The sequence below is a fragment of the Citrobacter sp. MGH105 genome, assembly GCF_001037485.2.
Classification (GTDB): Bacteria; Pseudomonadota; Gammaproteobacteria; order Enterobacterales; family Enterobacteriaceae; genus Citrobacter; species Citrobacter portucalensis.
Genome location: NZ_CP073048.1, coordinates 2,910,274 through 2,930,921 on the forward strand (window position 1 = coordinate 2,910,274; position 20,648 = coordinate 2,930,921).

The window sequence follows — 20,648 nt, forward strand, 5'->3', positions numbered from 1 at the left end:
CCAACGGAGAGAAATTATTATGAGTAAATTAGCTAACGTATGGGTGTTCAGCGATAACGTAGAACGCTATGCAGAATTAATGGCCGGCGCACGCCTGTGGGGTGAACAGGTGCACCTTATTGTACAAGGCAACGAGCAGGCCAATCAGGTTAAACCTCTGGGTGCCGATGAGATTGTCGTGCTTGAAACAACGTCTGGTTTACAGCGTGTTGAAAATTTTGCCGAGACCATCGCCGCCCTGATACAAGAACATACCGGGCTATTGCTGATGCCAGCGACTAAACGCGCTAAATCCCTTGGTGCGCGGTTAAGTATTCAGCTCAATGCAGCGATGGTAAATGACGCCACGTCGGTAACACTTGATGATGGCTCACTGTTCGCAGAACACCGTATGTACGGTGGCCTGGCATTCGGCAAAGAAAAAATCAAAACAACTCAGGCAATTATCACCCTTGCCACAGGCGTACTTGAACCGGTAGAGGCTAATGCTTCACATACCTGCCCTGTAGTCTCTGCACCTTACATCGCACCACACCATGAAATTATGTGCCAGGAACGTCGCGCCAAATCCGTGAGCAGCGTGGATCTCAGCAAAGCCAAACGTGTGGTGGGTGTGGGCCGCGGCCTGGTTGCGCAAAACGATCTGGAGATGGTGCACCAGTTGGCATCTGTACTGGGTGCAGAAGTGGGTTGTTCACGACCGATTGCCGAAGGCGAAAACTGGATGGAACGCGAACGCTACATCGGCGTTTCTGGCGTGTTACTGAAATCGGACCTTTACCTCACCCTCGGCATTTCAGGACAAATTCAGCATATGGTCGGCGGTAACGGCGCGAAAGTCATTGTCGCCATCAACAAAGATAAGAAAGCCCCTATTTTCAATTACGCCGATTACGGACTGGTCGGCGACATCTACAAAGTCGTTCCGGCTCTTATCGAGCATCTCAGCCGCTAACCCCCACATTTAACGCACATATCCCGCTGCCCTCGCAGCGGGAAGGGAGCATAAAGCATGTCAGATGAAAAATTTGATGCCATTGTGGTCGGTGCTGGCGTGGCGGGTACGGTTGCAGGCTACGTGATGGCTCAGGCCGGACTGGACGTACTGGTCATCGAGCGCGGAAACAGTGCAGGTAGTAAAAATATGACCGGCGGAAGACTCTATGCACATAGTCTTGAGCGCATCATGCCGGGTTTCGCGCAGGAAGCGCCGCTCGAGCGTAAAGTCACCCGCGAAAAAATCTCTTTTCTGACCGAAGAAAGCGCCGTCACTCTCGACTTTCATCGTGAAAAAGCTGACGCGCCAACGCAGGATTCGTATACCGTTTTGCGCAACAGACTTGACCCATGGCTAATGGAAAAAGCGGAACAAGCTGGCGTGCAGTTCATCCCCGGCGTGCGCGTCGATGCCCTGATCCGCGAAGGTAATAAGGTTACCGGAGTTCAGGCCGGTGACGATATCCTGGAAGCCAATATTGTCATCCTTGCCGATGGCGTCAACTCTATGCTGGGGCGTTCCCTGGGGATGGTTCCGCCCTCTTCTGCACATCACTATGCCGTTGGCGTAAAAGAGCTGATCGGCTTACCTCCAGCGGTCATTGCAGATCGCTTCAATCTTTCAGGTAATGAAGGCGCGGCCTGGCTGTTTGCAGGCTCACCGTCTGATGGGTTGATGGGAGGCGGATTTTTGTATACCAACCAGGACTCCATCTCTCTGGGTCTGGTGTGTGGTCTGGGGGATATTGCCCATGCCACAAAAAGCATTCCACAAATGCTGGAAGACTTTAAGCAACATCCAACTATTCGGCCATTGATTGCCGGTGGAGAACTACTGGAATACTCCGCGCATATGGTGCCGGAAGGCGGTCTGGCAATGGTTCCAAAGTTGGTCGATGACGGTGTGATGATCGTGGGCGATGCCGCCGGTTTCTGTCTGAACCTGGGTTTCACGGTGCGAGGTATGGATTTGGCCATCGCTTCCGCAGAAGCCGCTGCCCAAACAGCTATTGCAGCAAAAGAACGCCAGGATTTCTCTGCCAGCAGCCTGATGGGCTACAAGCGCGCGCTCGAACAGGGCTGTGTGATGCGTGATTTACAGCATTTTCGCAAGATCCCGGCGTTAATGGAAAACCCACGGCTGTTCACCCAGTATCCGCGTATGGTGGCCGACATCATGAGCGATATGTTCACCGTTGACGGACGTCCAAATCAACCGGTTCGCAAGATGATTATGTCCCACGCAAAACAAATCGGGCTGATGAACTTACTGAAAGACGGTATCAAGGGGGCAACTGCACTATGAATCAGGACAATACCGTTAACGTTGACGTCAAACTGGGCGTCAATAAATTCAATGTCGATGAAGGCCACCCGCACATCATCCTGGCCGAACATCCAGACCTTAATGAATTTCGCAAGCTGCTGAAAGCCTGCCCCGCCGGGCTGTATAAGCAGGACGAGAGTGGAAACATTCATTTTGATTCTGCTGGTTGCCTGGAGTGCGGAACGTGTCGAGTACTGTGCGGCGACACAATCCTCGACCAATGGGAATATCCGGTCGGAACATTTGGCGTTGATTTTCGCTACGGCTAATGGATTTTGCCTGTAGTACACCGGATCGGCCACGCCGGCCATCCGGTCAGATGTATGCCGAAATCATCCTGGGAATAACTTCATGAGTATCACACTAACGTTTAACGCCGAACGCCGCGAAGTCTGGCGGCAACAGGGTTTATGGGGAGATGCTTCGCTTGGCGATTACTGGAACCAAACTGCCAGAGCCATGCCAGATAAAATCGCCGTGGTTGATAACCATGGCGCTTCATACACCTATGCTGCACTCGACAGCGCGGCCAGCAGTCTGGCAACCTGGTTTTTAGCCTGCGGTATTCAACCCGGCGATCGCATTGCCTTCCAGTTACCGGGCTGGTGCGAGTTTACGATTATCTACCTGGCCTGCCTGAAAACCGGGGCCGTTTCCGTACCTCTGCTGCCAGCGTGGCGTGAAGCAGAGCTGGTATGGGTGCTGAATAAGTGCAAAGCGAAGATTTTTTTCGCACCGACGCTGTTTAAACAGACCCGACCGGTCGATCTGATCCTCCCCTTACAAAACCAGTTGCCGCATCTGCAACAGATCGTTGCCGTGGATAAACTGGCTCCGGCAACTACCTCGCTGGCGCTCAGTCAACTGCTTTTAGCTCCGCCTTTAACCCAGACGATTAATGTTCACGCCGATGAACTGGCGGCGGTGTTGTTTACCTCCGGTACCGAGGGAATGCCAAAAGGCGTAATGCTGACCCACAACAACATCCTTGCCAGCGAGCGCGCCTACTGTGCCCGCCTCAATCTCACCTGGCAGGATGTGTTTTTGATGCCCGCACCACTGGGACACGCTACCGGTTTTCTGCATGGCGTTACCGCACCGTTTTTAATCGGCGCACGCAGCGTATTGTTAGATATTTTCACCCCAATCGCCTGTCTTGAACTGCTGGAGCAACAACACTGTACCTGTGTGCTCGGCGCAACGCCCTTCGTCTACGACATGTTGTGTAGCATGGAAAAACGACCACGCGATCTCTCATCGCTACGCTTTTTCTTATGTGGGGGCACAACCATTCCACAAAAGATTGCCCGTGACTGCCAGCAGCTTGGCATAAAATTATTAAGCATTTATGGCTCGACAGAGAGTTCACCGCATGCGCTGGTCAATCTCGATGATTCGCTTTCTCGCATGATGAATACCGACGGGTATGCCGCTGCAGGCGTCGAAATTAAAATGGTCGACGAAGCACGCAATACGTTGCCCGCGGGGGTAGAAGGTGAAGAAGCTTCGCGTGGTCCCAATGTGTTTATGGGCTACCTCGATGAACCCGAACTCACCGCCCGCGCGCTGGATCAAGACGGCTGGTATTACAGCGGCGACTTATGCCGAATGGACGATGCGGGGTACATCAAAATCACCGGACGGAAAAAAGATATCATTGTCCGCGGTGGAGAAAACATCAGCAGCCGCGAAGTTGAGGATATTTTATTGCAGCATCCTCGCATTCACGATGCCTGTGTTGTCGCGATGCCGGACGAACGCTTAGGTGAAAGGTCGTGTGCTTACGTGGTCCTAAAACCCCCGCATCATTCGTTGTCGCTGGAATCAGTGGTGGCCTTTTTTAGCCGCAAGCGGGTGGCAAAGTATAAATACCCTGAGCACATTGTGATCGTGGAAAAATTACCGCGCACGGCGTCCGGTAAAGTACAAAAATACCAGCTTCGTCAGGATATTATTCAGCGTTTGAGCGTGGAGAGTATTACAGGATAAAGCGCCGGATGGCGATGCTCACGCATCTTATCCGGCCTACGTTGAATAGGCCGGATAAGGCATGATATTACTTGTTCAGTTCAGCCAGACTCAGCCAGGTTTGTACGACGGTGTCCGGGTTCAGCGACAGGCTGTCGATCCCCTCTTCCATCAGCCAGGCCGCGAAGTCTTCGTGGTCAGAAGGTCCCTGACCGCAAATACCCACGTATTTGCCCTGTTTCTTGGCTGCGCGAATCGCCATCGACAGCAGCGCTTTCACCGCGTCGTTACGCTCATCAAACAGTTCAGAAACCACACCAGAGTCACGATCCAGACCCAGCGCCAACTGCGTCATGTCGTTTGAGCCGATGGAGAAACCGTCGAAGTATTCGAGGAACTGCTCGGCCAGCAAGGCGTTAGACGGGATCTCACACATCATGATGATCTTCAGTCCGTTCTCGCCGCGTTTCAGCCCCTGGCGTGCCAGCTCTTCCACCACCGCTTTCGCCTGGGCAACGGTACGTACAAACGGTACCATCACTTCAACGTTAGTCAGGCCCATGTCGTTACGGACACGTTTTACTGCGTCGCATTCCAGCGCGAAGCAGTCGCGGAAGCTGTCGGCAACATAACGGCCCGCCCCACGGAAGCCCAGCATCGGGTTCTCTTCATGCGGTTCATAACGCTCACCGCCGACCAGGTTGGCATATTCGTTGGACTTAAAGTCCGACATACGCACGATGACGCGTTTTGGATAAAACGCCGCACCCAGCGTCGCGATCCCTTCCGTCAGACGACCGACATAGAATTCACGCGGAGAATCGAAACCTTTCATCATGGCGCGGATTTCATTTTGCAGCTCAGGCGTCTGGTCATCGAACTCCAGCAGCGCACGCGGGTGTACGCCAATCATGCGGTTGATGATAAATTCCAGACGCGCCAGGCCGACGCCTTCGTTTGGCAGACAGGCGAAGTCGAAAGCCCGGTCCGGGTTACCGACGTTCATCATCACCTTCAACGGCAGATCCGGCATGGTCTCCACGCTGGAACTCTTCACGCTAAAGTCGAGCATGTCAGCGTAAACATAACCGGTGTCACCTTCGGCACAGGAGACGGTTACCTTCTCACCATCTTTCATGCGCTCGGTCGCATCGCCACAGCCCACCACGGCCGGGATCCCCAGTTCACGCGCAATGATTGCCGCGTGACAGGTACGACCGCCACGGTTAGTGACAATTGCTGCCGCTTTCTTCATGATCGGTTCCCAGTCCGGGTCGGTCATGTCGGTAACCAGTACGTCGCCTGGTTCGATGCGGTTCATTTCGCTGATGTCATGAATGACTTTGACCGGACCCGCGCCAATGCGGTGGCCGATGGCGCGACCTTCAGCAATAATTTTACCCTGAGCATGCAGAGTATACCGCTCCATCACCTGACCGCGAGAACGCACGGTTTCCGGACGCGCCTGAACAATGAACAGCTTGCCGGTATGACCGTCTTTCGCCCATTCGATGTCCATTGGACGACCGTAGTGCTTCTCGATTTGTACCGCCTGCTTAGCCAGTTCCTGCACTTCTTCGTTAGTCAGGGAGAAAATGTCGCGTTGTTCCTGCGGGACATCTTCAATGGTCACCTGCTTACCGTGTTCCTGGGTCGGCGCGTAAATCATGCGGATTTTTTTCGATCCCATTGTGCGACGAACGATCGCCGGACGGTTAGCCGCCAGGGTCGGTTTGTGCACGTAGAATTCATCCGGGTTAACGGCGCCCTGCACGACCATTTCGCCCAGGCCCCAGGCGGACGTGATAAAGACAACCTGGTCGAAACCGGATTCGGTATCGATGGAGAACATTACGCCTGAGGACGCGAGGTCAGAACGTACCATCCGCTGAACGCCAGCAGAGAGCGCGACGCCACGGTGGTCATAGCCCTGGTGAACACGATAAGAGATCGCGCGGTCGTTAAACAGCGAGGCAAATACGTGTTTGATGGCAACCAGTACGGCATCAAATCCCTGGACGTTGAGGAAGGTTTCCTGCTGACCGGCAAATGACGCATCTGGCATATCTTCTGCGGTAGCGGAAGAACGCACGGCAAAAGAGGCATTGGCATCGTCCGCTGACAACTGCGCGTAGGCATCGCGGACGGCATTTTCCAGTTCGGGCTGGAAAGGAGTGTCGATAATCCACTGGCGGATCTGTGCCCCGGCTTTCGCAAGCTCAGTGACATCGTCGATATCCGTTTTATCCAGCAGCTCATAAATGCGCTGGTTTACACCGCTCTGGTCCAGAAACTGGTTAAACGCATCGGCGGTCGTTGCAAAACCATTCGGTACGGAAACACCCATACCTGAAAGGTTAGTAATCATTTCACCCAGGGAGGCATTTTTGCCTCCAACTCTGTCTACATCATTCATGCCGAGTTGGTTATACCAAAGCACCAGCGGTGACGAGCCATTGTTGGACATCGAACAATCCTTATATATGAACGAGGTTAGGAAACTCAATTTTGCGTAATTATCTTGGCATATTTACTCCGGCGAAAAAAACGGTGAATCGTTCAAGCAACTTTATTTTTTATTTTTTCAGATTGTTTCCGCATTTGCGCAAACCCGCGAGCCACACGGGATCACCACAAAAACGATCGGTATAAACATTTGTTCCGAAAAATGAAATCCACTTTTCATTAAATATAAAAATACCGTTTCATTTTATAAAATAGATGCGGAAATATTCGCTTCTGGCGAATTTTAATTTATGCTTTCAGAGAATTATATCTGCCCCAGGATGAGCAAAATGGATAATGCTGTTGATCGTCACGTATTTTATATTTCTGATGGTACGGCCATCACCGCCGAGGTATTGGGTCACGCGGTGATGTCGCAATTTCCTGTCACGATCAGCAGTATTACGCTGCCGTTTGTGGAAAATGAGAGTCGTGCGCGCGCGGTTAAAGACCAGATTGACGCTATCTACCAACAAACTGGCGTACGCCCTTTGGTGTTTTACTCCATCGTCCTGCCGGAAATTCGCTCGATCATTCTGCAAAGCGAAGGATTTTGTCAGGATATCGTGCAGGCGTTGGTTGCCCCACTGCAACACGAGATGAAACTCGACCCTACGCCTATCGCCCATCGCACTCACGGTCTGAATCCCGGTAACCTCAACAAGTACGACGCGCGCATTGCTGCCATTGACTACACCCTCGCCCACGACGACGGTATTTCGTTGCGCAACCTCGATCAGGCGCAGGTGATCCTGCTCGGCGTTTCCCGTTGCGGCAAAACCCCGACCAGTTTGTATCTGGCCATGCAGTTTGGTATCCGCGCGGCCAACTACCCCTTTATTGCCGATGATATGGATAATCTGGTACTGCCCACTTCCCTCAAGCCGTTGCAGCATAAGCTGTTCGGTCTGACTATCGACCCTGAGCGCCTGGCGGCCATCCGCGAAGAACGCCGTGAGAACAGCCGTTACGCCTCGCTGCGTCAGTGCCGTATGGAAGTCGCTGAGGTAGAAGCGCTGTACCGGAAAAACCAGATCCCCTGGCTGAACAGTACCAATTATTCGGTAGAAGAGATTGCTACCAAGATCCTCGATATCATGGGACTGAATCGTCGCATGTACTAGAATGCTAGTGCATTGGTTCGATTTTTTGTTATTATGCTCGCCACCAGGCAGGATGAGTGTGATATTGTGATGTACATCACTTCCCGGTAGTCCTGCCGTTGAAGCAACAAATTTCTGAGACAAGTAATGAACAGAACCGATGAACTCCGTACTGCGCGTATTGACAACCTGGTCACTCCAGCAGAGCTTGCGCAACGGCATCCTGTTTCATCCTCCGTCGCCCGTCATGTTACGGACTCCCGACGTCGGATAGAAAAAATTTTAAATGGTGAAGACCCCCGTTTACTGGTGATCGTAGGTCCCTGCTCGATTCACGATCTTGATGCCGCGATGGAATACGCGACACGATTACAGGCGCTGCGCACTAAGCACCAGGCGCGTCTGGAAATCGTGATGCGTACCTATTTTGAAAAACCACGCACCGTCGTAGGCTGGAAAGGCCTGATTTCCGACCCGGATTTGAACGGCAGTTATCGTGTAAACCACGGTATTGAACTGGCGCGAAAACTGCTGTTGCAGGTCAACGAACTGGGCGTCCCCACGGCGACTGAATTCCTCGACATGGTGACCGGCCAGTTTATTGCCGATTTAATCAGTTGGGGAGCTATTGGCGCGCGCACCACCGAAAGTCAGATCCATCGTGAAATGGCCTCCGCGCTCTCCTGCCCGGTCGGCTTTAAGAACGGAACGGATGGCAACACGCGCATCGCCGTCGATGCGATTCGCGCCTCCCGCGCCAGTCACATGTTCCTCTCGCCGGATAAAACCGGCCAGATGACCATTTACCAGACCAGCGGTAACCCTTACGGGCATATCATCATGCGTGGCGGTAAAAAGCCGAATTATTATGCTGAAGATATTGCTGCCGCCTGCGATACCCTGCACGAATTTTCCCTGCCTGAGCATCTGGTGGTCGATTTTAGCCACGGCAATTGCCAGAAGCAGCATCGCCGTCAGTTGGACGTTTGTGATGATGTATGCCAGCAAATTCGCAATGGTTCGACGGCGATTGCCGGGATTATGGCGGAGAGTTTCCTGCGTGAAGGTACGCAAAAAATCGTTAGCGGCCAGCCGCTGGTTTACGGTCAGTCCATTACCGACCCGTGCCTGAACTGGGAAGATACCGAACTGTTGGTTGAAAAACTCGCCTCTGCGGTTGATAGCCGTTTTTAATGCTGTTCGCCGGGCAATATCAGCTTGCCCGGCGCTAATCCCTTGTTTTTCCCTTTCTTATTGCGCAAAAAACGTTCTCGTCACAATTATTTCACAAAAACGCTTGCCGCAAATTTGCAGTTTGATGATAATGATTATCATTGTTACATTGATTGTTATTTTTAAACACTATGTCACGTATGGATAACACAACGGCAACGCCCGCAAAAGACAAAACACCGCCTTCCGTCGCGCCAAACGACCGACGAATTGACAGTAAAACCCTGCTTGGTAACGAAGGACGCGTGATCATAGAACATGATGGTCAGCACTACCTGCTGCGCCAGACACAAGCCGGAAAACTCATTCTGACTAAATAAACAACACATTTCGCCAGCCACCCAGGTCATACCCAGGCAGCCAGCGCTTTTCGATTTCCGAATGGAGAGTTGCTATGCCTTACCTGCACACCGCTTCCCTGCGCCCATCGCTGTTGGCGCTGGCGATTATCGGTAACCTGCCCGCCGTCGCCTGGGCGGCGGTCGAGGATATGACCGTTACCGCCACCGGCAATGCCCGTAGCGCCTTTGAAGCACCGATGATGGTCAGCGTCATTGACGCCACTGCACCAGAAAACCAAACCGCCAGCTCAGCTGCCGACCTGTTACGTAAGGTTCCGGGCCTGACCCTTGATGGTACGGGCCGTACCAACGGCCAGGACGTGAATCTGCGCGGGTATGATCGACGCGGCGTTCTGGTGCTGGTTGACGGCGTTCGCCAGGGAACCGACACCGGACACCTGAACAGTACCTTCCTCGACCCGGCGCTTATCAAACGCATCGAAGTCGTGCGTGGCCCTTCCGCACTACTGTACGGTAGCGGCGCGCTAGGCGGCGTGATCGCCTATGACACTGCAGATGCCAAAGATCTACTGGAAGTCGGGCAAAACAGTGGTTATCGCGTGTTCGGTACCGCGGCGACCGGCGATCACAGTCTCGGCATGGGCGCCAGCACGTATGGCCGTACCGATACGCTGGACGGACTGCTTGCCTGGTCCAGCCGCGATCGCGGTGATTTACGCCAGAGTGACGGTACTACTGCGCCGAATGACGAAGCAATTAATAATATGCTGGCGAAAGGTAGCTGGAAAATTGACAGCGCCCAGACGCTGGCCGGTTCGCTGCGTTACTACAATAATGACGCCCGGGAACCTAAAAACCCGCAGACCAGCGCGGCGGATGCCAGCAATCCGATGACCAACCGTTCAACGATCCAGCGTGATGCGCAACTGACCTACTCGCTCGCTCCGGCGGACAATGACTGGCTGAACGCTGACGCCCGCATCTACTGGTCCGAAGCGCGCATTAATGCTCAGAACGCAGATAACACTGGCGAATTTCGCAAGCAAACCACCAAAGGCGGGAAGATCGACAACCGCAGTCGCCTGTTTACCGACTCTTTTGCATCTCACCTGTTGACCTACGGCGGTGAATACTATCGTCAGGAGCAACAACCGGGAGGAGCAACAACTGGTTTCCCGGAGGCTAAGATCGATTTCAGCTCCGGCTGGCTACAGGATGAAATCACCCTGCGCGACCTGCCGGTTACGCTGCTGGGCGGTACCCGTTATGACTCTTATCGTGGCAGCAGCGACGGCTATGAAGATGTCGATGCCGATAAATGGTCGTCCCGCGCCGGATTAACGGTTGCGCCAACTGACTGGCTGATGCTGTTCGGTTCATACGCTCAGGCTTTCCGTGCCCCGACTATGGGCGAGATGTATAACGATGCGAAACACTTTTCGATTGGTCGTTTTTACACCAACTACTGGGTGCCGAACCCTAACCTGCGCCCGGAAACCAACGAAACACAGGAATACGGATTTGGCCTGCGCTTTGACGATCTTCTGATGGCGAGCGACGCGCTCGAATTTAAAGCCAGCTATTTCGACACCAAAGCGAAAGATTACATCTCCACCAGCGTCGATTTCGCCGCTGCGACAACCACGTCCTATAACGTACCCAACGCCAAAATCTGGGGCTGGGACGTGATGGCGAAATATTCCACCGACCTGTTCAGCCTCGACATGGCCTATAACCGCACACGCGGAAAAGATACTGACACCGGCGAATACATTTCCAGCATTAACCCTGACACCGTCACCAGCAAACTGAATGTGCCGGTTGCGCACAGCGGTTTCTCTGTCGGCTGGATAGGGACATTTGCTGACCGTTCAACGCATATCAGCAGCACCTACGCTAAACAGCCCGGCTATGCGGTAAACGATTTCTACGTGAGCTATCAGGGCCAACAAGCGCTGAAAGGCATGACCACCACGCTGGTACTGGGCAACGCCTTCGACAAAGAGTACTGGTCGCCGCAAGGCATTCCGCAGGATGGTCGTAATGGCAAAATTTTCGTGAGTTATCAGTGGTAATCACTTTTCCCCGGTTCGCCGGGGCCGCAATCTGGAAGGAAGAGACAATGAATCATTACACACGCTGGCTGGAACTGAAGAAAGAAAATCCTGGCAAATACGCACGTGATATTGCGGGGTTGATGAATATTAGCGAAGCCGAACTGACCTTTGCACGCGTCGGTCACGATGCCTGGCGCTTACGTGGCGAAGTGCGTGAAATTCTCAGCGCACTGGAAGCAGTTGGCGAAACCAAATGTATTTGCCGCAATGAATACGCAGTACATGAGCAGGTGGGTGCTTTTACCAATCAGCACCTCAACGGTCATGCCGGACTGGTTCTCAATCCGCGCGCCCTCGATCTGCGTCTTTTCCTGAATCAGTGGGCCAGCACCTTTCATATCAGCGAAACAACCGCCCATGGTGAGCGTCAGAGCATTCAGTTCTTCGACCATCAGGGAGATGCGCTGCTGAAGGTCTATACCACGCAAAATACCCTCGTTGAGGAATGGGCAGCGTTGCTGACCCGTTTCATCTTTGCAGAAAACCCGCCGCTGGCACTGCAACCCGCCAACAATTCTGCGCCTGCCGCCGTCACGGTCGATGCGCAGACCGTCGATCAAGAGTGGCGAGCGATGACCGATGTCCACCAGTTCTTCGGTCTGCTGAAACGCCATGAACTCACCCGCCAACAGGCATTTAATCTGGTGGGCGACGATCTGGCCTGTAAGGTTTCTAATAGTGCACTGGCGCAGTTACTCGACACCGCGCGTCAGGATGGCAACGAAATTATGGTTTTTGTGGGTAATCGCGGCTGTGTACAGATTTTTACCGGCGTGATTGAAAAACTGGTACCGATGAAAGGCTGGCTAAACATCTTCAACCCAACCTTTACCCTGCATCTGCTGGAAGAGAGCGTGGCCGAAACGTGGGTGACGCGCAAACCGACCGCCGATGGTCACGTCACCAGTCTGGAACTGTTTGCTGCCGACGGTACGCAAATCGCACAACTGTATGGTCAACGTACGGAAGGCGAGCCGGAGCAGACGCAATGGCGCGCACAGATTGACGCACTGACGCCGAAAGGACTGGCCGCATGAAAAAACTGCTGGCCCTGATCGCGCTGCTGCCCTTCGCCACACTGGCTGCGCCCGAGGAACGAGTTGTTGCCCTCGGTGGCGATGTCACCGAGATCGTATACGCACTGGGAGCACAACCCTCCCTTGTGGCGAGAGACAGTACCAGCCAATGGCCTGCTGCGGCAACCGCGTTACCTGATGTTGGTTATTTGCGCCAGCTCAACGCCGAAGGGATCCTTGCCACACGCCCTACGCTGGTCCTTGCCAGCGCGCAGGCGCAGCCTTCTCTGGTGTTAAAACAGCTCGAGCAGAGCAACGTCAGGGTTGTCACGATCCCAGCAAGCAACGATCTTAACGCGATTGATGAAAAAGTTCGGGTTATCGCCGAGGCTACTCATCGGGATGCCGACGGCGAAACGCTGCGCGCAACGTTACGTCAGGAACTGGCGACGCTCCCGTCATCTGAACTTAATAAACGTGTGCTGTTTATTCTCAATCATGGCGGGATGACCGCGATGGCGGCGGGCCAGCAAACCGGAGCCGATGCGGCGATTCGTGCCGCAGGTCTACGCAACGCGATGCAGGGCGTTAATCGCTATCAGCCGCTGTCACAAGAAGGCGTCATTGCCAGCCAGCCCGATCTGGTAGTGATTTCACAAGAAGGTGTTAAGGCGATGGGTGGCGAGGCAAACCTGTGGACGCTACCTGGACTTGCGCAAACACCTGCCGGAAGGAATAAGCAGGTATTGCAGGTTGACGATATGGCGCTGTTGGGCTTCAGCGTTCGCACGCCACAGGCTATTTTGCAGCTTCGTGCTAAAGCGGAGCAATTGCCCTGATGTCCCGGCGGATCACCTGTTCGTTGTGGATGTTGGCATTGATGCTGGTTGTAATGACGGTTCTGGCTACCGGTTTTGGCGCGTTGCGCCTGCCGGTAAGTCTGCTCTGGCGTGATGGCGATGAGGCACTGCGTCAAATCTGGCTCACAATTCGTCTGCCCCGCGTCCTGCTGGCGCTGGTGATTGGCGGCTCTCTGGCGCTCGCGGGCTGCGTGATGCAGGGGCTGTTTCGCAATCCACTTGCAGACCCTGGATTACTGGGAATAAGCAGCGGCGCCGCCTGCGCTGTGGCCCTGTGGGTGGTGCTGCCTGTCTCCTTGCCCGCGCTGCTGATGTTGTATGCTCCAATGCTGGCCGCTTTTTTCGGCGCGCTGGCGGCAACCATAGTGATTTTTATCCTCAGCCAACAGCGCGACGGTTCACTCTCACGCCTGCTGCTGGTCGGCATTGCCATTAACGCGCTCTGTGGGGCGGCGGTTGGCGTTTTGTCGTGGGTCAGTAATGATGCGCAACTGCGCCAGCTGTCGCTATGGGGAATGGGAAGTCTGGGGGCCGCGCAGTGGTCCACACTGTTGGCTGTCACTTCACTGACAATCCCGACAGTGCTGATCATCTGGCGACTTGCTCCGGCGCTGAATCTTCTACAACTGGGTGAGGAAGAGGCGCATTATCTCGGCGTTGATGTGCGTACAATCCAGCGTATTTTGCTGCTTTGTAGCGCACTACTGGTTGCCTCAGCCGTGGCGGTAAGCGGCGTGATTGGCTTTATCGGGTTGGTCATCCCACATTTAATACGTATGTGGCTCGGCTCAGACCATCGGGCCGTTATTCCGGGTTCCGTGCTGGCGGGCGCATTTTTATTGCTGATTGCCGACACACTGGCCCGTACGGCGGTTGCGCCTGCGGAGATGCCGGTCGGTCTGTTGACCAGTCTTCTCGGCGCACCGTGGTTTTTATGGCTTATTTTTCGTCAGCGAGGACCGCATGGCTGAACATTTCATCGCTGAAGGGCTTCACTATCACGTAGCTGGCAGAGCGGTGATCGACGACGTATCACTCGCCCTTACAAAAGGTGAACTGGTGGCGCTCATCGGCCCAAACGGTGCGGGGAAATCCACTCTGCTACGCTTGCTGACCGGTTTTCTGAAACCGGCTACCGGGCGCTGCGTGCTGGCGGGCAAACCGCTGGAGGAGTGGCCTACCCAAATGCTGTCGCGACACCGGGCGGTAATGCGTCAGCAAACGCAACTGGGATTTGACTGGCCGGTAGAGGCCGTCATCGCGATGGGTCGCGCGCCCTGGACCCAACGACCGGAACCTGGGCTTATTGCACAGGTAATGGAGATGACCGGATGTACGCCTCTGGCAGGCCGGCAATACGCCGCGCTTTCCGGCGGCGAGCAACAGCGAGTGCAGTTAGCCCGTGCGCTGGCGCAACTCTGGTACGACGGTGCGCCTCGCGGTTGGTTATTCCTTGATGAACCGACCTCCGCGCTGGATCTTTACCACCAGCAGCATCTGTTGCGCATGCTAAAAACGCTAACCGCTTCGGGTGAGCTGCATGTGTGCATTGTGCTTCACGATCTGAACCTCGCCGCACTGTGGGCAGACAGAATAGTGCTGCTGCACAACGGCAGGCTGGTGTCGCAGGGAACACCGGAAACTGTGTTACAGGCCGATGATCTGAAGCGCTGGTACGGTGCTCAGGTACACGTTGGCCAGCATCCGGCCAACGCCTCCCCGCAGGTATTTCTGGCCCCTTAGCTTGAACAACTCACTTCCAGCCGTTTGCCCCAGTCAGGTGGACGGCTGGCATAGTCATCATCGCGATCGGCAAACGGGGTACGCAACGCCTGGTGCAACCGGTGCAGTTCGGCGTAATCCCCCTGCTCTGCCTGGCTAATCGCCCGTTGCGCCAGCCAGTTACGTAATACCATCGCCGGATTAGCCGCCTTCATCTGCGTTTGTCTGACTGCGTCAGCAATGTTGTCTTGCTGCAGACGCGAGCGATACCGCGTGAACCAGTCGTCAAATGCTGCGCGGTCGATAAACTCATCGCGCAACGGAGATTGCGCACTGTGCTGCTCCGTTTCGCTGAGCATGCGAAACGTTCGCGTATAGTCGCTTCTTTCTCGCGCCATCAGGCTAAACAGTTCGCTAAGCAGTTCGTTATCGTCTTTCTGCTCGCTAAAGAAGCCGAGCTTTTGCCGCATCCGTTGACCGTAACGCGTTAACAGCGTCAACTGGTAATTGTCCAGCGCATCATTGAGCGCCTCGACCGGGATAAACGGCGACAGGGTTTGCGCCAGACGTTGCAGGTTCCACAACGCGGCGGCCGGTTGATTATCGAAACTGTATCGCCCCTGGTTGTCAGAGTGGTTGCAGATATAATCGGGCACGTAATCATCAAGAAAACCGAATGGACCGTAATCCATTGTCAGACCCAGAATCGACATGTTGTCCGTGTTCATAACACCATGCGCAAATCCTACCGCCTGCCAGTCAGCGATTAACGTCGCAGTACGCGTGACAACATCGTTAAACCACAGCTGATACTTATCGGCTTCTTCCTGCCATTGCGGCCAGTAATGGCGAATCGCAAAGTCAGCCAACTCGCGCACTTTTTCCGGCTCTCGGCGATAGTAAAAATGCTCAAAATGGCCAAATCGCATATGGCTTTGTGCCACGCGAATGAGCATCGCCCCTGCTTCGACCGTTTCGCGATAAACCGGCGTGTCGCTGGTGACAATCGACAATGCCCGCGTGGTCGGTATTCCCAGGTAGTACATCGCTTCACTGGCCAGGCTTTCACGAATGGTCGAGCGCAGCACGGCACGCCCATCACCCATGCGGGAATACGGCGTGAGTCCGGCGCCTTTCAGGTGCCAGTCAAACGTTGAACCATCCGCGAGCTGTTGTTCGCCCAGCAGGATCCCACGTCCGTCGCCAAGCTGACCAGCCCAGACACCGAACTGATGCCCACTATAAACCTGGGCTAAAGGCGACATCCCGGAAAGCAACGATTCGCCGCCCCAAACGCCTGCACCAGTCGGAATATCAAATAGCGCCGCAGGAATTGCTAATTGCTCCGCCAGCGCATCGTTATGCCAGATAAGGCGCGCGTTTTTCAGAGGGGTGGGTGAAAGCGCGGTATAGGTTGCTGGTAGTTCATCACGCCAGCGAGTGGTAAAAGACAGGGTCATAGGGCCTCCTGCCTGTAGTGTAGACTGTTAATAGGCTGTTAAACACCAGCAAATAAAAGGGTTATATCTTAGCGAGCGAAATTATCTGCGCAGGAGGCACCGCAGGCCACAATCCTCCCTGCATGGCACTGAATCCCACAGGCAAGACGCGCTCCAGCATCTCTTGTGTATCAATTCCGCTAATGATTATTGACTCACAGCTGGGCGATAGTTGCGCCAGAATAGCCCGCATAAACGGTTCAAACGAAATATGTGCAATCCTTTGTTGAACAAAGTTTTTATCCAGCACGACGTGTTTGAACAGGCCGTCAAAAATTGCCCGGGTTGATATACCGCCAGAACCATAGTTTGTCAGGACTAATGGAAATCGCGCAGCAAGTGCGGCCAATACTGGATTATCTTTACCTTTGTTTAACTCCGGATAGCTTTCATTAATAGTCAGCTCCAGAAATGAAAATCGTTCAACTTGTGAAGCAAATTCAGTATCTGATAATAAAGTATTAGCAACTGCTGGCGTTAAATTAATCCAGGCGGATACTTTTCGCTGAATAAAAAAATGTTGGCACGTTTCGATTAATTCTAGTTTTTCTACAAATAAACGACATTGTTCGTCGTCTGACATCCGAGGTAGGACCAGCTCGGTGGGTATACGCACATCCCCATGCGCACTGGCGAAACTGGTGATGATATCGACGAATTCAAGATCGCCTTTTTCGCTTCTCGCAGGAAGAAAAGAGAACTCAGAATGGTAAAGATTATCCAGTGAAACAATCATCGTGCCAGCCCCGCTGCATGGGTGTTATCCGGCATCCTGTAGCAAAGGATGGAGAAATACGTTACTGCTGATGCAAGTAGAGGCCCTTTCATTTTTCCCTTTTTAGCCGGTAAATCGAATCCTTTTTTTTAGCTTATCCTGATTATAAGCGAATATCCAGCTTTGCACTTTTTAATATCTCGGAATAAATCATATTTTTAGCAAGATACGCTCTTAATGTTCAGGGGTATTGTCTAACCAAAAGCAGAAATAAAAGTTAACTTTCAAATGGTGATGTTGAGGCTGCGCACTCGATGGCAGCCTCGGAGTTGCGGGGGATTAAATACGTCGTGCCTGCCAAAAGTTTTTACGCCAGTAAACGTTATCCAGAGACGAGCGCATCACGCCACGACTGGTTGAAGCATGAATAAATTGATTATTGGTATCGTAAATACCAACATGCAGACCGCTTTCCCCAGACCCGGTTTTAAAGAAAACCAGATCGCCGGGCAGCAAATCGTCTTTATCAATTTCGGTACCAATCTTTGATTGCGTACGCGTATCGCGCGGGAGTTGCAGGTCGAATTTATCGCGCATCGTCATCAAAACAAATCCAGAACAATCCACCCCACTACGGCTCATGCCGCCATAACGATAGGGTGTGCCATGCCAGGTTTGTAGCTGATCATTAAGACCGGCGATAACGGCAATAGAATCCGACAAGCGGGCATTTGGCGCAGGCGCACGATGGCTGCTGCAGCCCGCCAAAAACAATGCTGTGATGAAAAGGAGCCAAAAGCGCATTCAGTACGAATCCTCTGAATTTTATTTTTATGCCAATTTAGCGTGGAAATTATATGATTTTCAAGAACCCATTTCACTTAAGTGGTTGATATGAGCATTCTGTGCCCTTCAATATCCAAACGTCGGAAGTTGACGCCATAGGCCGCAGACAGATTGGCCGGCGTCAGTACCGCATCTCGTGAACCACTGGCAAGCAGTTTCCCGCGTTTGAGTAGCCAGGCTTTATGCGCATGGCGTAAGGTGTGATTAAGGTCGTGGCTACTCATCACAATCGCTATGCCCTGCAAACACAGCTGACTCAACAGTCGGTCCAGTGCGTTTTGTTGCGCGACGTCCAGACTGTTCATCGGCTCATCCAGCAGTAAAAGCTGACCTAATGGATTCGCTTGTGGGCAAATCTGCAGGATAACCGCAGCCAGGCGCACACGCTGCCACTCACCGCCGGAGAGTTGGTTCACGCCGCGCCCCAGTTTATCTCCCAGGCCGAGCGCATCGGCGATCTCCTGTAACAGATCGGTGCGTGCTTTGTCGGGTTGATGCAGCGTCAGAAAATGCCAGACCGGCATGGCAAACGGCGGATTTTGCTGTTGCGCAAGATAGGCGCGATATTGCGCCAGCCTGGCGGCCGGCCATTCCTCCAACGGCATATCACCAAAAGTGATACTGCCCTCTCCGTTTGTCAGACCCGCCATACGCGCCAACAGCGTACTTTTTCCGGCACCGTTTGGTCCCACTAAATGCAGGATCTCTCCTGCTTTTATCTCACCAGTAAGCGGGCCGAGACGGGTCGATTCCGCGACGTCCTGTAGCTGCATCAATCGAGACATTAGTTTGCCAGCGCCTGCTTGATGGTTTGCACCAGGATGGGATCCTCAGGCGTCATATCCGGTGAGAATCGTTGCAGCACTTTTCCATCGCGACCCACTAAAAACTTCTCGAAATTCCACAGGATATCGTCCGGGTAAAGCGGCGCACGACCTTTGCTCACCATTCGCTCGTAGAACCCACTGTCCGCAGGTGCAACGGCCGTTGGTGCGGCATCAATCAGCTTCTGATACAGCGGATGGCGTCCCTCACCGTTGACGTCAATTTTGCTGAACATCGGGAAAGTTACGCCCCATGTGGTACTGCAGTACGTTTTTATTTCCTCTTCGCTGCCCGGCTCCTGGCCCAGAAACTGGTTGCAAGGGAAACCAAGAACGCTGAAGCCCTGTTGGTGCCAGGCTTTCTGCAGATTCTCCAGTTGCTCGTACTGCGGCGTCAGTCCACATTTTGAAGCAACGTTGACGATTAACAGCACATTCCCGGAATACGGCTGCAGTGAGGTAACCTCGCCGTCAATGGTCGTCACTTCTGTATCGAGGATAGAGTTTTGCATAGCATCTCCAGAACAACAGGTGGATTTTCAGTTTTTAATCATAGACCGAACCAACGCGTTCTAGCGCGCGGCTTTTAACAATAGCCAGATAAATACCGGTGCACCCATGGTGGCCGTTACCACGCCGATAGGTAACTCAGCCGAGGCCAGCACCAAACGCGCGACAACATCAGCAAACAATAATGCGATTGCGCCAGCCAACGCACAACCTGGCAGTAAAACACGGTGATCGGTGAGGCCGCACAGTCGCAAAATATGCGGGATCACAAGCCCAATAAAACCAATCGCCCCTGCCAGAGCCACGCTCACGCCAACCATCCAGCCTGTGGCAACCACCAGCAGGTTGCGCCAGAACCATAATGGCAGTCCCAGCTGACGCGCAGAAGTCTCTCCTAACGCCAGCATATTCATCGGCTGCGACTGACAGCAGATCCACACCAACACCGGAATCAACGCCACCATGAGCCAGGCCTGATGCCAGTCTACGCCACCGAAGCCCCCCATCATCCAGTACATCAGCTGTCGTAAGTCAAACGAGGTAGAGAAGTAGATAGCCCATGTCATCAGCGCGCTACAGATTATCCCCAGCGCCACCCCCGCCAGCAGCAGACGGCTGGTAGACAAATGTCGACGGGCGAAACGTAGCAGAATAAGCGTGATAACTAGCGCCCCGGCAATGGCGCAAAGGCCCAACGCCCAGCCGGGGAGTTGCCCCTGCCCCAGCAGCACCGCCGCGATAAGCCCGACTCCCGCGCCGTTAGATACGCCCAGTAATCCAGGCTCTGCGAGCGGGTTTTCAAACAGAGCTTGCATCACTGCGCCAGATAAGGCCAATGCAGCGCCTACCAGCAAAACGGCAAGGGTACGGGGAAGTCGAATTTGCCAGACGAACAGATCGCCGCGGGCGCTGAACCAGTCGCCGGGAGCGATCCATTGTTCTCCTGCGCACAAGCTTAGAATCGTTGCCAGTAGCATCAGTACTGACAGTGACAGTATCCAGCGCACGTTTCGGCGCTGTTGTTGATGGGCGAAAGTCAGCATGTTTTCCATTCTGCTGAAAAGAGATGGAGGTGATTCTACGGTGCTGATTCGGTAGTGAAAAG

19 protein-coding genes are annotated in these 20,648 nt (G+C 53.7%); 12 read left to right on the forward strand and 7 right to left on the reverse strand.

Annotated elements, in window-relative coordinates; genetic code table 11:
* Positions 1 to 19 precede the first annotated feature (19 nt).
* From SK35_RS13920 to fadK, 4 genes are all read left to right on the forward strand, one after another.
* Positions 20 to 955 (forward strand): electron transfer flavoprotein subunit alpha, encoded by a 936-nt coding sequence (locus SK35_RS13920; RefSeq protein WP_048214320.1) that lies wholly within the window; start codon positions 20 to 22, stop codon positions 953 to 955.
* A 57-nt stretch (positions 956 to 1,012) separates the two neighbouring features.
* Positions 1,013 to 2,302, forward strand: a complete 1,290-nt coding sequence (locus SK35_RS13925; protein ID WP_048214321.1) for an FAD-dependent oxidoreductase — start codon at positions 1,013 to 1,015, stop codon at positions 2,300 to 2,302.
* On the forward strand, positions 2,299 to 2,592 hold the full coding sequence (locus tag SK35_RS13930; protein WP_003832609.1) for a ferredoxin ydiT: 294 nt from the start codon (positions 2,299 to 2,301) through the stop codon (positions 2,590 to 2,592). The genes SK35_RS13925 and SK35_RS13930 overlap by 4 nt, the downstream gene beginning before the upstream one ends.
* Before the next feature lie 82 nt (positions 2,593 to 2,674).
* Complete coding sequence (gene fadK, locus SK35_RS13935) at positions 2,675 to 4,312, forward strand: medium-chain fatty-acid--CoA ligase (protein WP_048214322.1); 1,638 nt, start codon at positions 2,675 to 2,677, stop codon at positions 4,310 to 4,312.
* Positions 4,313 to 4,379: 67 nt separating this feature from the next.
* On the opposite strand, the gene ppsA is transcribed toward fadK, so the two are convergent.
* Positions 4,380 to 6,758, reverse strand: coding sequence for a phosphoenolpyruvate synthase (ppsA, locus tag SK35_RS13940; RefSeq protein ID WP_003832604.1), 2,379 nt, complete (start codon positions 6,756 to 6,758; stop codon positions 4,380 to 4,382).
* 328 nt (positions 6,759 to 7,086) lie between these two features.
* Here ppsA and ppsR point away from each other — a divergent pair, with 328 nt between their 5' ends.
* From ppsR to SK35_RS13980, 8 genes are all read left to right on the forward strand, one after another.
* Complete coding sequence (gene ppsR / locus SK35_RS13945; RefSeq protein ID WP_003832602.1) at positions 7,087 to 7,920, forward strand: posphoenolpyruvate synthetase regulatory kinase/phosphorylase PpsR; 834 nt, start codon at positions 7,087 to 7,089, stop codon at positions 7,918 to 7,920.
* Positions 7,921 to 8,046: 126 nt separating this feature from the next.
* Entirely contained in the window at positions 8,047 to 9,093 is a 1,047-nt protein-coding gene (gene aroH / locus SK35_RS13950) for a 3-deoxy-7-phosphoheptulonate synthase AroH (RefSeq protein ID WP_003030555.1), read from the forward strand.
* 170 nt (positions 9,094 to 9,263) lie between these two features.
* On the forward strand, positions 9,264 to 9,452 hold the full coding sequence (hemP, locus tag SK35_RS13955) for a hemin uptake protein HemP (RefSeq protein WP_003832599.1): 189 nt from the start codon (positions 9,264 to 9,266) through the stop codon (positions 9,450 to 9,452).
* A 74-nt stretch (positions 9,453 to 9,526) separates the two neighbouring features.
* Positions 9,527 to 11,509, forward strand: coding sequence for a TonB-dependent hemoglobin/transferrin/lactoferrin family receptor (locus tag SK35_RS13960; RefSeq protein ID WP_048214323.1), 1,983 nt, complete (start codon positions 9,527 to 9,529; stop codon positions 11,507 to 11,509).
* Between the two features lie 47 nt (positions 11,510 to 11,556).
* Positions 11,557 to 12,588, forward strand: coding sequence for a hematinate-forming heme oxygenase ChuS (gene chuS, locus SK35_RS13965; protein ID WP_048214324.1), 1,032 nt, complete (start codon positions 11,557 to 11,559; stop codon positions 12,586 to 12,588).
* Complete coding sequence (locus tag SK35_RS13970) at positions 12,585 to 13,406, forward strand: heme/hemin ABC transporter substrate-binding protein (RefSeq protein ID WP_048214325.1); 822 nt, start codon at positions 12,585 to 12,587, stop codon at positions 13,404 to 13,406. Before chuS ends, SK35_RS13970 begins: the two co-directional genes overlap by 4 nt.
* A complete protein-coding gene (locus SK35_RS13975; protein WP_008784583.1) occupies positions 13,406 to 14,398 on the forward strand; it encodes a FecCD family ABC transporter permease in 993 nt (330 codons plus the stop codon). The genes SK35_RS13970 and SK35_RS13975 overlap by 1 nt, the downstream gene beginning before the upstream one ends.
* Positions 14,391 to 15,170 (forward strand): heme ABC transporter ATP-binding protein, encoded by a 780-nt coding sequence (locus SK35_RS13980; RefSeq protein ID WP_008784582.1) that lies wholly within the window; start codon positions 14,391 to 14,393, stop codon positions 15,168 to 15,170. The genes SK35_RS13975 and SK35_RS13980 overlap by 8 nt, the downstream gene beginning before the upstream one ends.
* Here the strand turns inward: SK35_RS13980 and selO are convergent.
* The 6 genes from selO to btuC form a co-directional block, all read right to left on the reverse strand.
* A complete protein-coding gene (gene selO, locus SK35_RS13985) occupies positions 15,167 to 16,609 on the reverse strand; it encodes a protein adenylyltransferase SelO (protein WP_048214326.1) in 1,443 nt (480 codons plus the stop codon). The genes SK35_RS13980 and selO overlap by 4 nt on opposite strands.
* A 61-nt stretch (positions 16,610 to 16,670) precedes the next feature.
* Positions 16,671 to 17,384: an EAL domain-containing protein gene (locus tag SK35_RS13990; protein WP_048214327.1), complete on the reverse strand. Its 714-nt coding sequence runs from the start codon at positions 17,382 to 17,384 to the stop codon at positions 16,671 to 16,673.
* A gap of 318 nt (positions 17,385 to 17,702) precedes the next feature.
* Complete coding sequence (locus SK35_RS13995; RefSeq protein ID WP_003832591.1) at positions 17,703 to 18,167, reverse strand: NlpC/P60 family protein; 465 nt, start codon at positions 18,165 to 18,167, stop codon at positions 17,703 to 17,705.
* 77 nt (positions 18,168 to 18,244) lie between these two features.
* On the reverse strand, positions 18,245 to 18,994 hold the full coding sequence (gene btuD, locus SK35_RS14000) for a vitamin B12 ABC transporter ATP-binding protein BtuD (RefSeq protein WP_048214328.1): 750 nt from the start codon (positions 18,992 to 18,994) through the stop codon (positions 18,245 to 18,247).
* A complete protein-coding gene (locus SK35_RS14005) occupies positions 18,994 to 19,545 on the reverse strand; it encodes a glutathione peroxidase (protein ID WP_048214329.1) in 552 nt (183 codons plus the stop codon). Before SK35_RS14005 ends, btuD begins: the two co-directional genes overlap by 1 nt.
* Positions 19,546 to 19,605: 60 nt before the next feature.
* Complete coding sequence (gene btuC / locus SK35_RS14010; RefSeq protein ID WP_048214330.1) at positions 19,606 to 20,586, reverse strand: vitamin B12 ABC transporter permease BtuC; 981 nt, start codon at positions 20,584 to 20,586, stop codon at positions 19,606 to 19,608.
* Between the last annotated feature and the right edge of the window lie 62 nt (positions 20,587 to 20,648).

Coding starts and splice junctions, on each gene's coding strand:
- SK35_RS13920 (WP_048214320.1), top strand. CDS start 20: ATGAGTAAATTAGCTAACGTATGGGTGTTCAGCGATAACGTAGAACGC.
- SK35_RS13925 (WP_048214321.1), top strand. CDS start 1,013: ATGTCAGATGAAAAATTTGATGCCATTGTGGTCGGTGCTGGCGTGGCG.
- SK35_RS13930 (WP_003832609.1), top strand. CDS start 2,299: ATGAATCAGGACAATACCGTTAACGTTGACGTCAAACTGGGCGTCAAT.
- fadK (WP_048214322.1), top strand. CDS start 2,675: ATGAGTATCACACTAACGTTTAACGCCGAACGCCGCGAAGTCTGGCGG.
- ppsA (WP_003832604.1), bottom strand. CDS start 6,758: ATGTCCAACAATGGCTCGTCACCGCTGGTGCTTTGGTATAACCAACTC.
- ppsR (WP_003832602.1), top strand. CDS start 7,087: ATGGATAATGCTGTTGATCGTCACGTATTTTATATTTCTGATGGTACG.
- aroH (WP_003030555.1), top strand. CDS start 8,047: ATGAACAGAACCGATGAACTCCGTACTGCGCGTATTGACAACCTGGTC.
- hemP (WP_003832599.1), top strand. CDS start 9,264: ATGTCACGTATGGATAACACAACGGCAACGCCCGCAAAAGACAAAACA.
- SK35_RS13960 (WP_048214323.1), top strand. CDS start 9,527: ATGCCTTACCTGCACACCGCTTCCCTGCGCCCATCGCTGTTGGCGCTG.
- chuS (WP_048214324.1), top strand. CDS start 11,557: ATGAATCATTACACACGCTGGCTGGAACTGAAGAAAGAAAATCCTGGC.
- SK35_RS13970 (WP_048214325.1), top strand. CDS start 12,585: ATGAAAAAACTGCTGGCCCTGATCGCGCTGCTGCCCTTCGCCACACTG.
- SK35_RS13975 (WP_008784583.1), top strand. CDS start 13,406: ATGTCCCGGCGGATCACCTGTTCGTTGTGGATGTTGGCATTGATGCTG.
- SK35_RS13980 (WP_008784582.1), top strand. CDS start 14,391: ATGGCTGAACATTTCATCGCTGAAGGGCTTCACTATCACGTAGCTGGC.
- selO (WP_048214326.1), bottom strand. CDS start 16,609: ATGACCCTGTCTTTTACCACTCGCTGGCGTGATGAACTACCAGCAACC.
- SK35_RS13990 (WP_048214327.1), bottom strand. CDS start 17,384: ATGATTGTTTCACTGGATAATCTTTACCATTCTGAGTTCTCTTTTCTT.
- SK35_RS13995 (WP_003832591.1), bottom strand. CDS start 18,167: ATGCGCTTTTGGCTCCTTTTCATCACAGCATTGTTTTTGGCGGGCTGC.
- btuD (WP_048214328.1), bottom strand. CDS start 18,994: ATGTCTCGATTGATGCAGCTACAGGACGTCGCGGAATCGACCCGTCTC.
- SK35_RS14005 (WP_048214329.1), bottom strand. CDS start 19,545: ATGCAAAACTCTATCCTCGATACAGAAGTGACGACCATTGACGGCGAG.
- btuC (WP_048214330.1), bottom strand. CDS start 20,586: ATGCTGACTTTCGCCCATCAACAACAGCGCCGAAACGTGCGCTGGATA.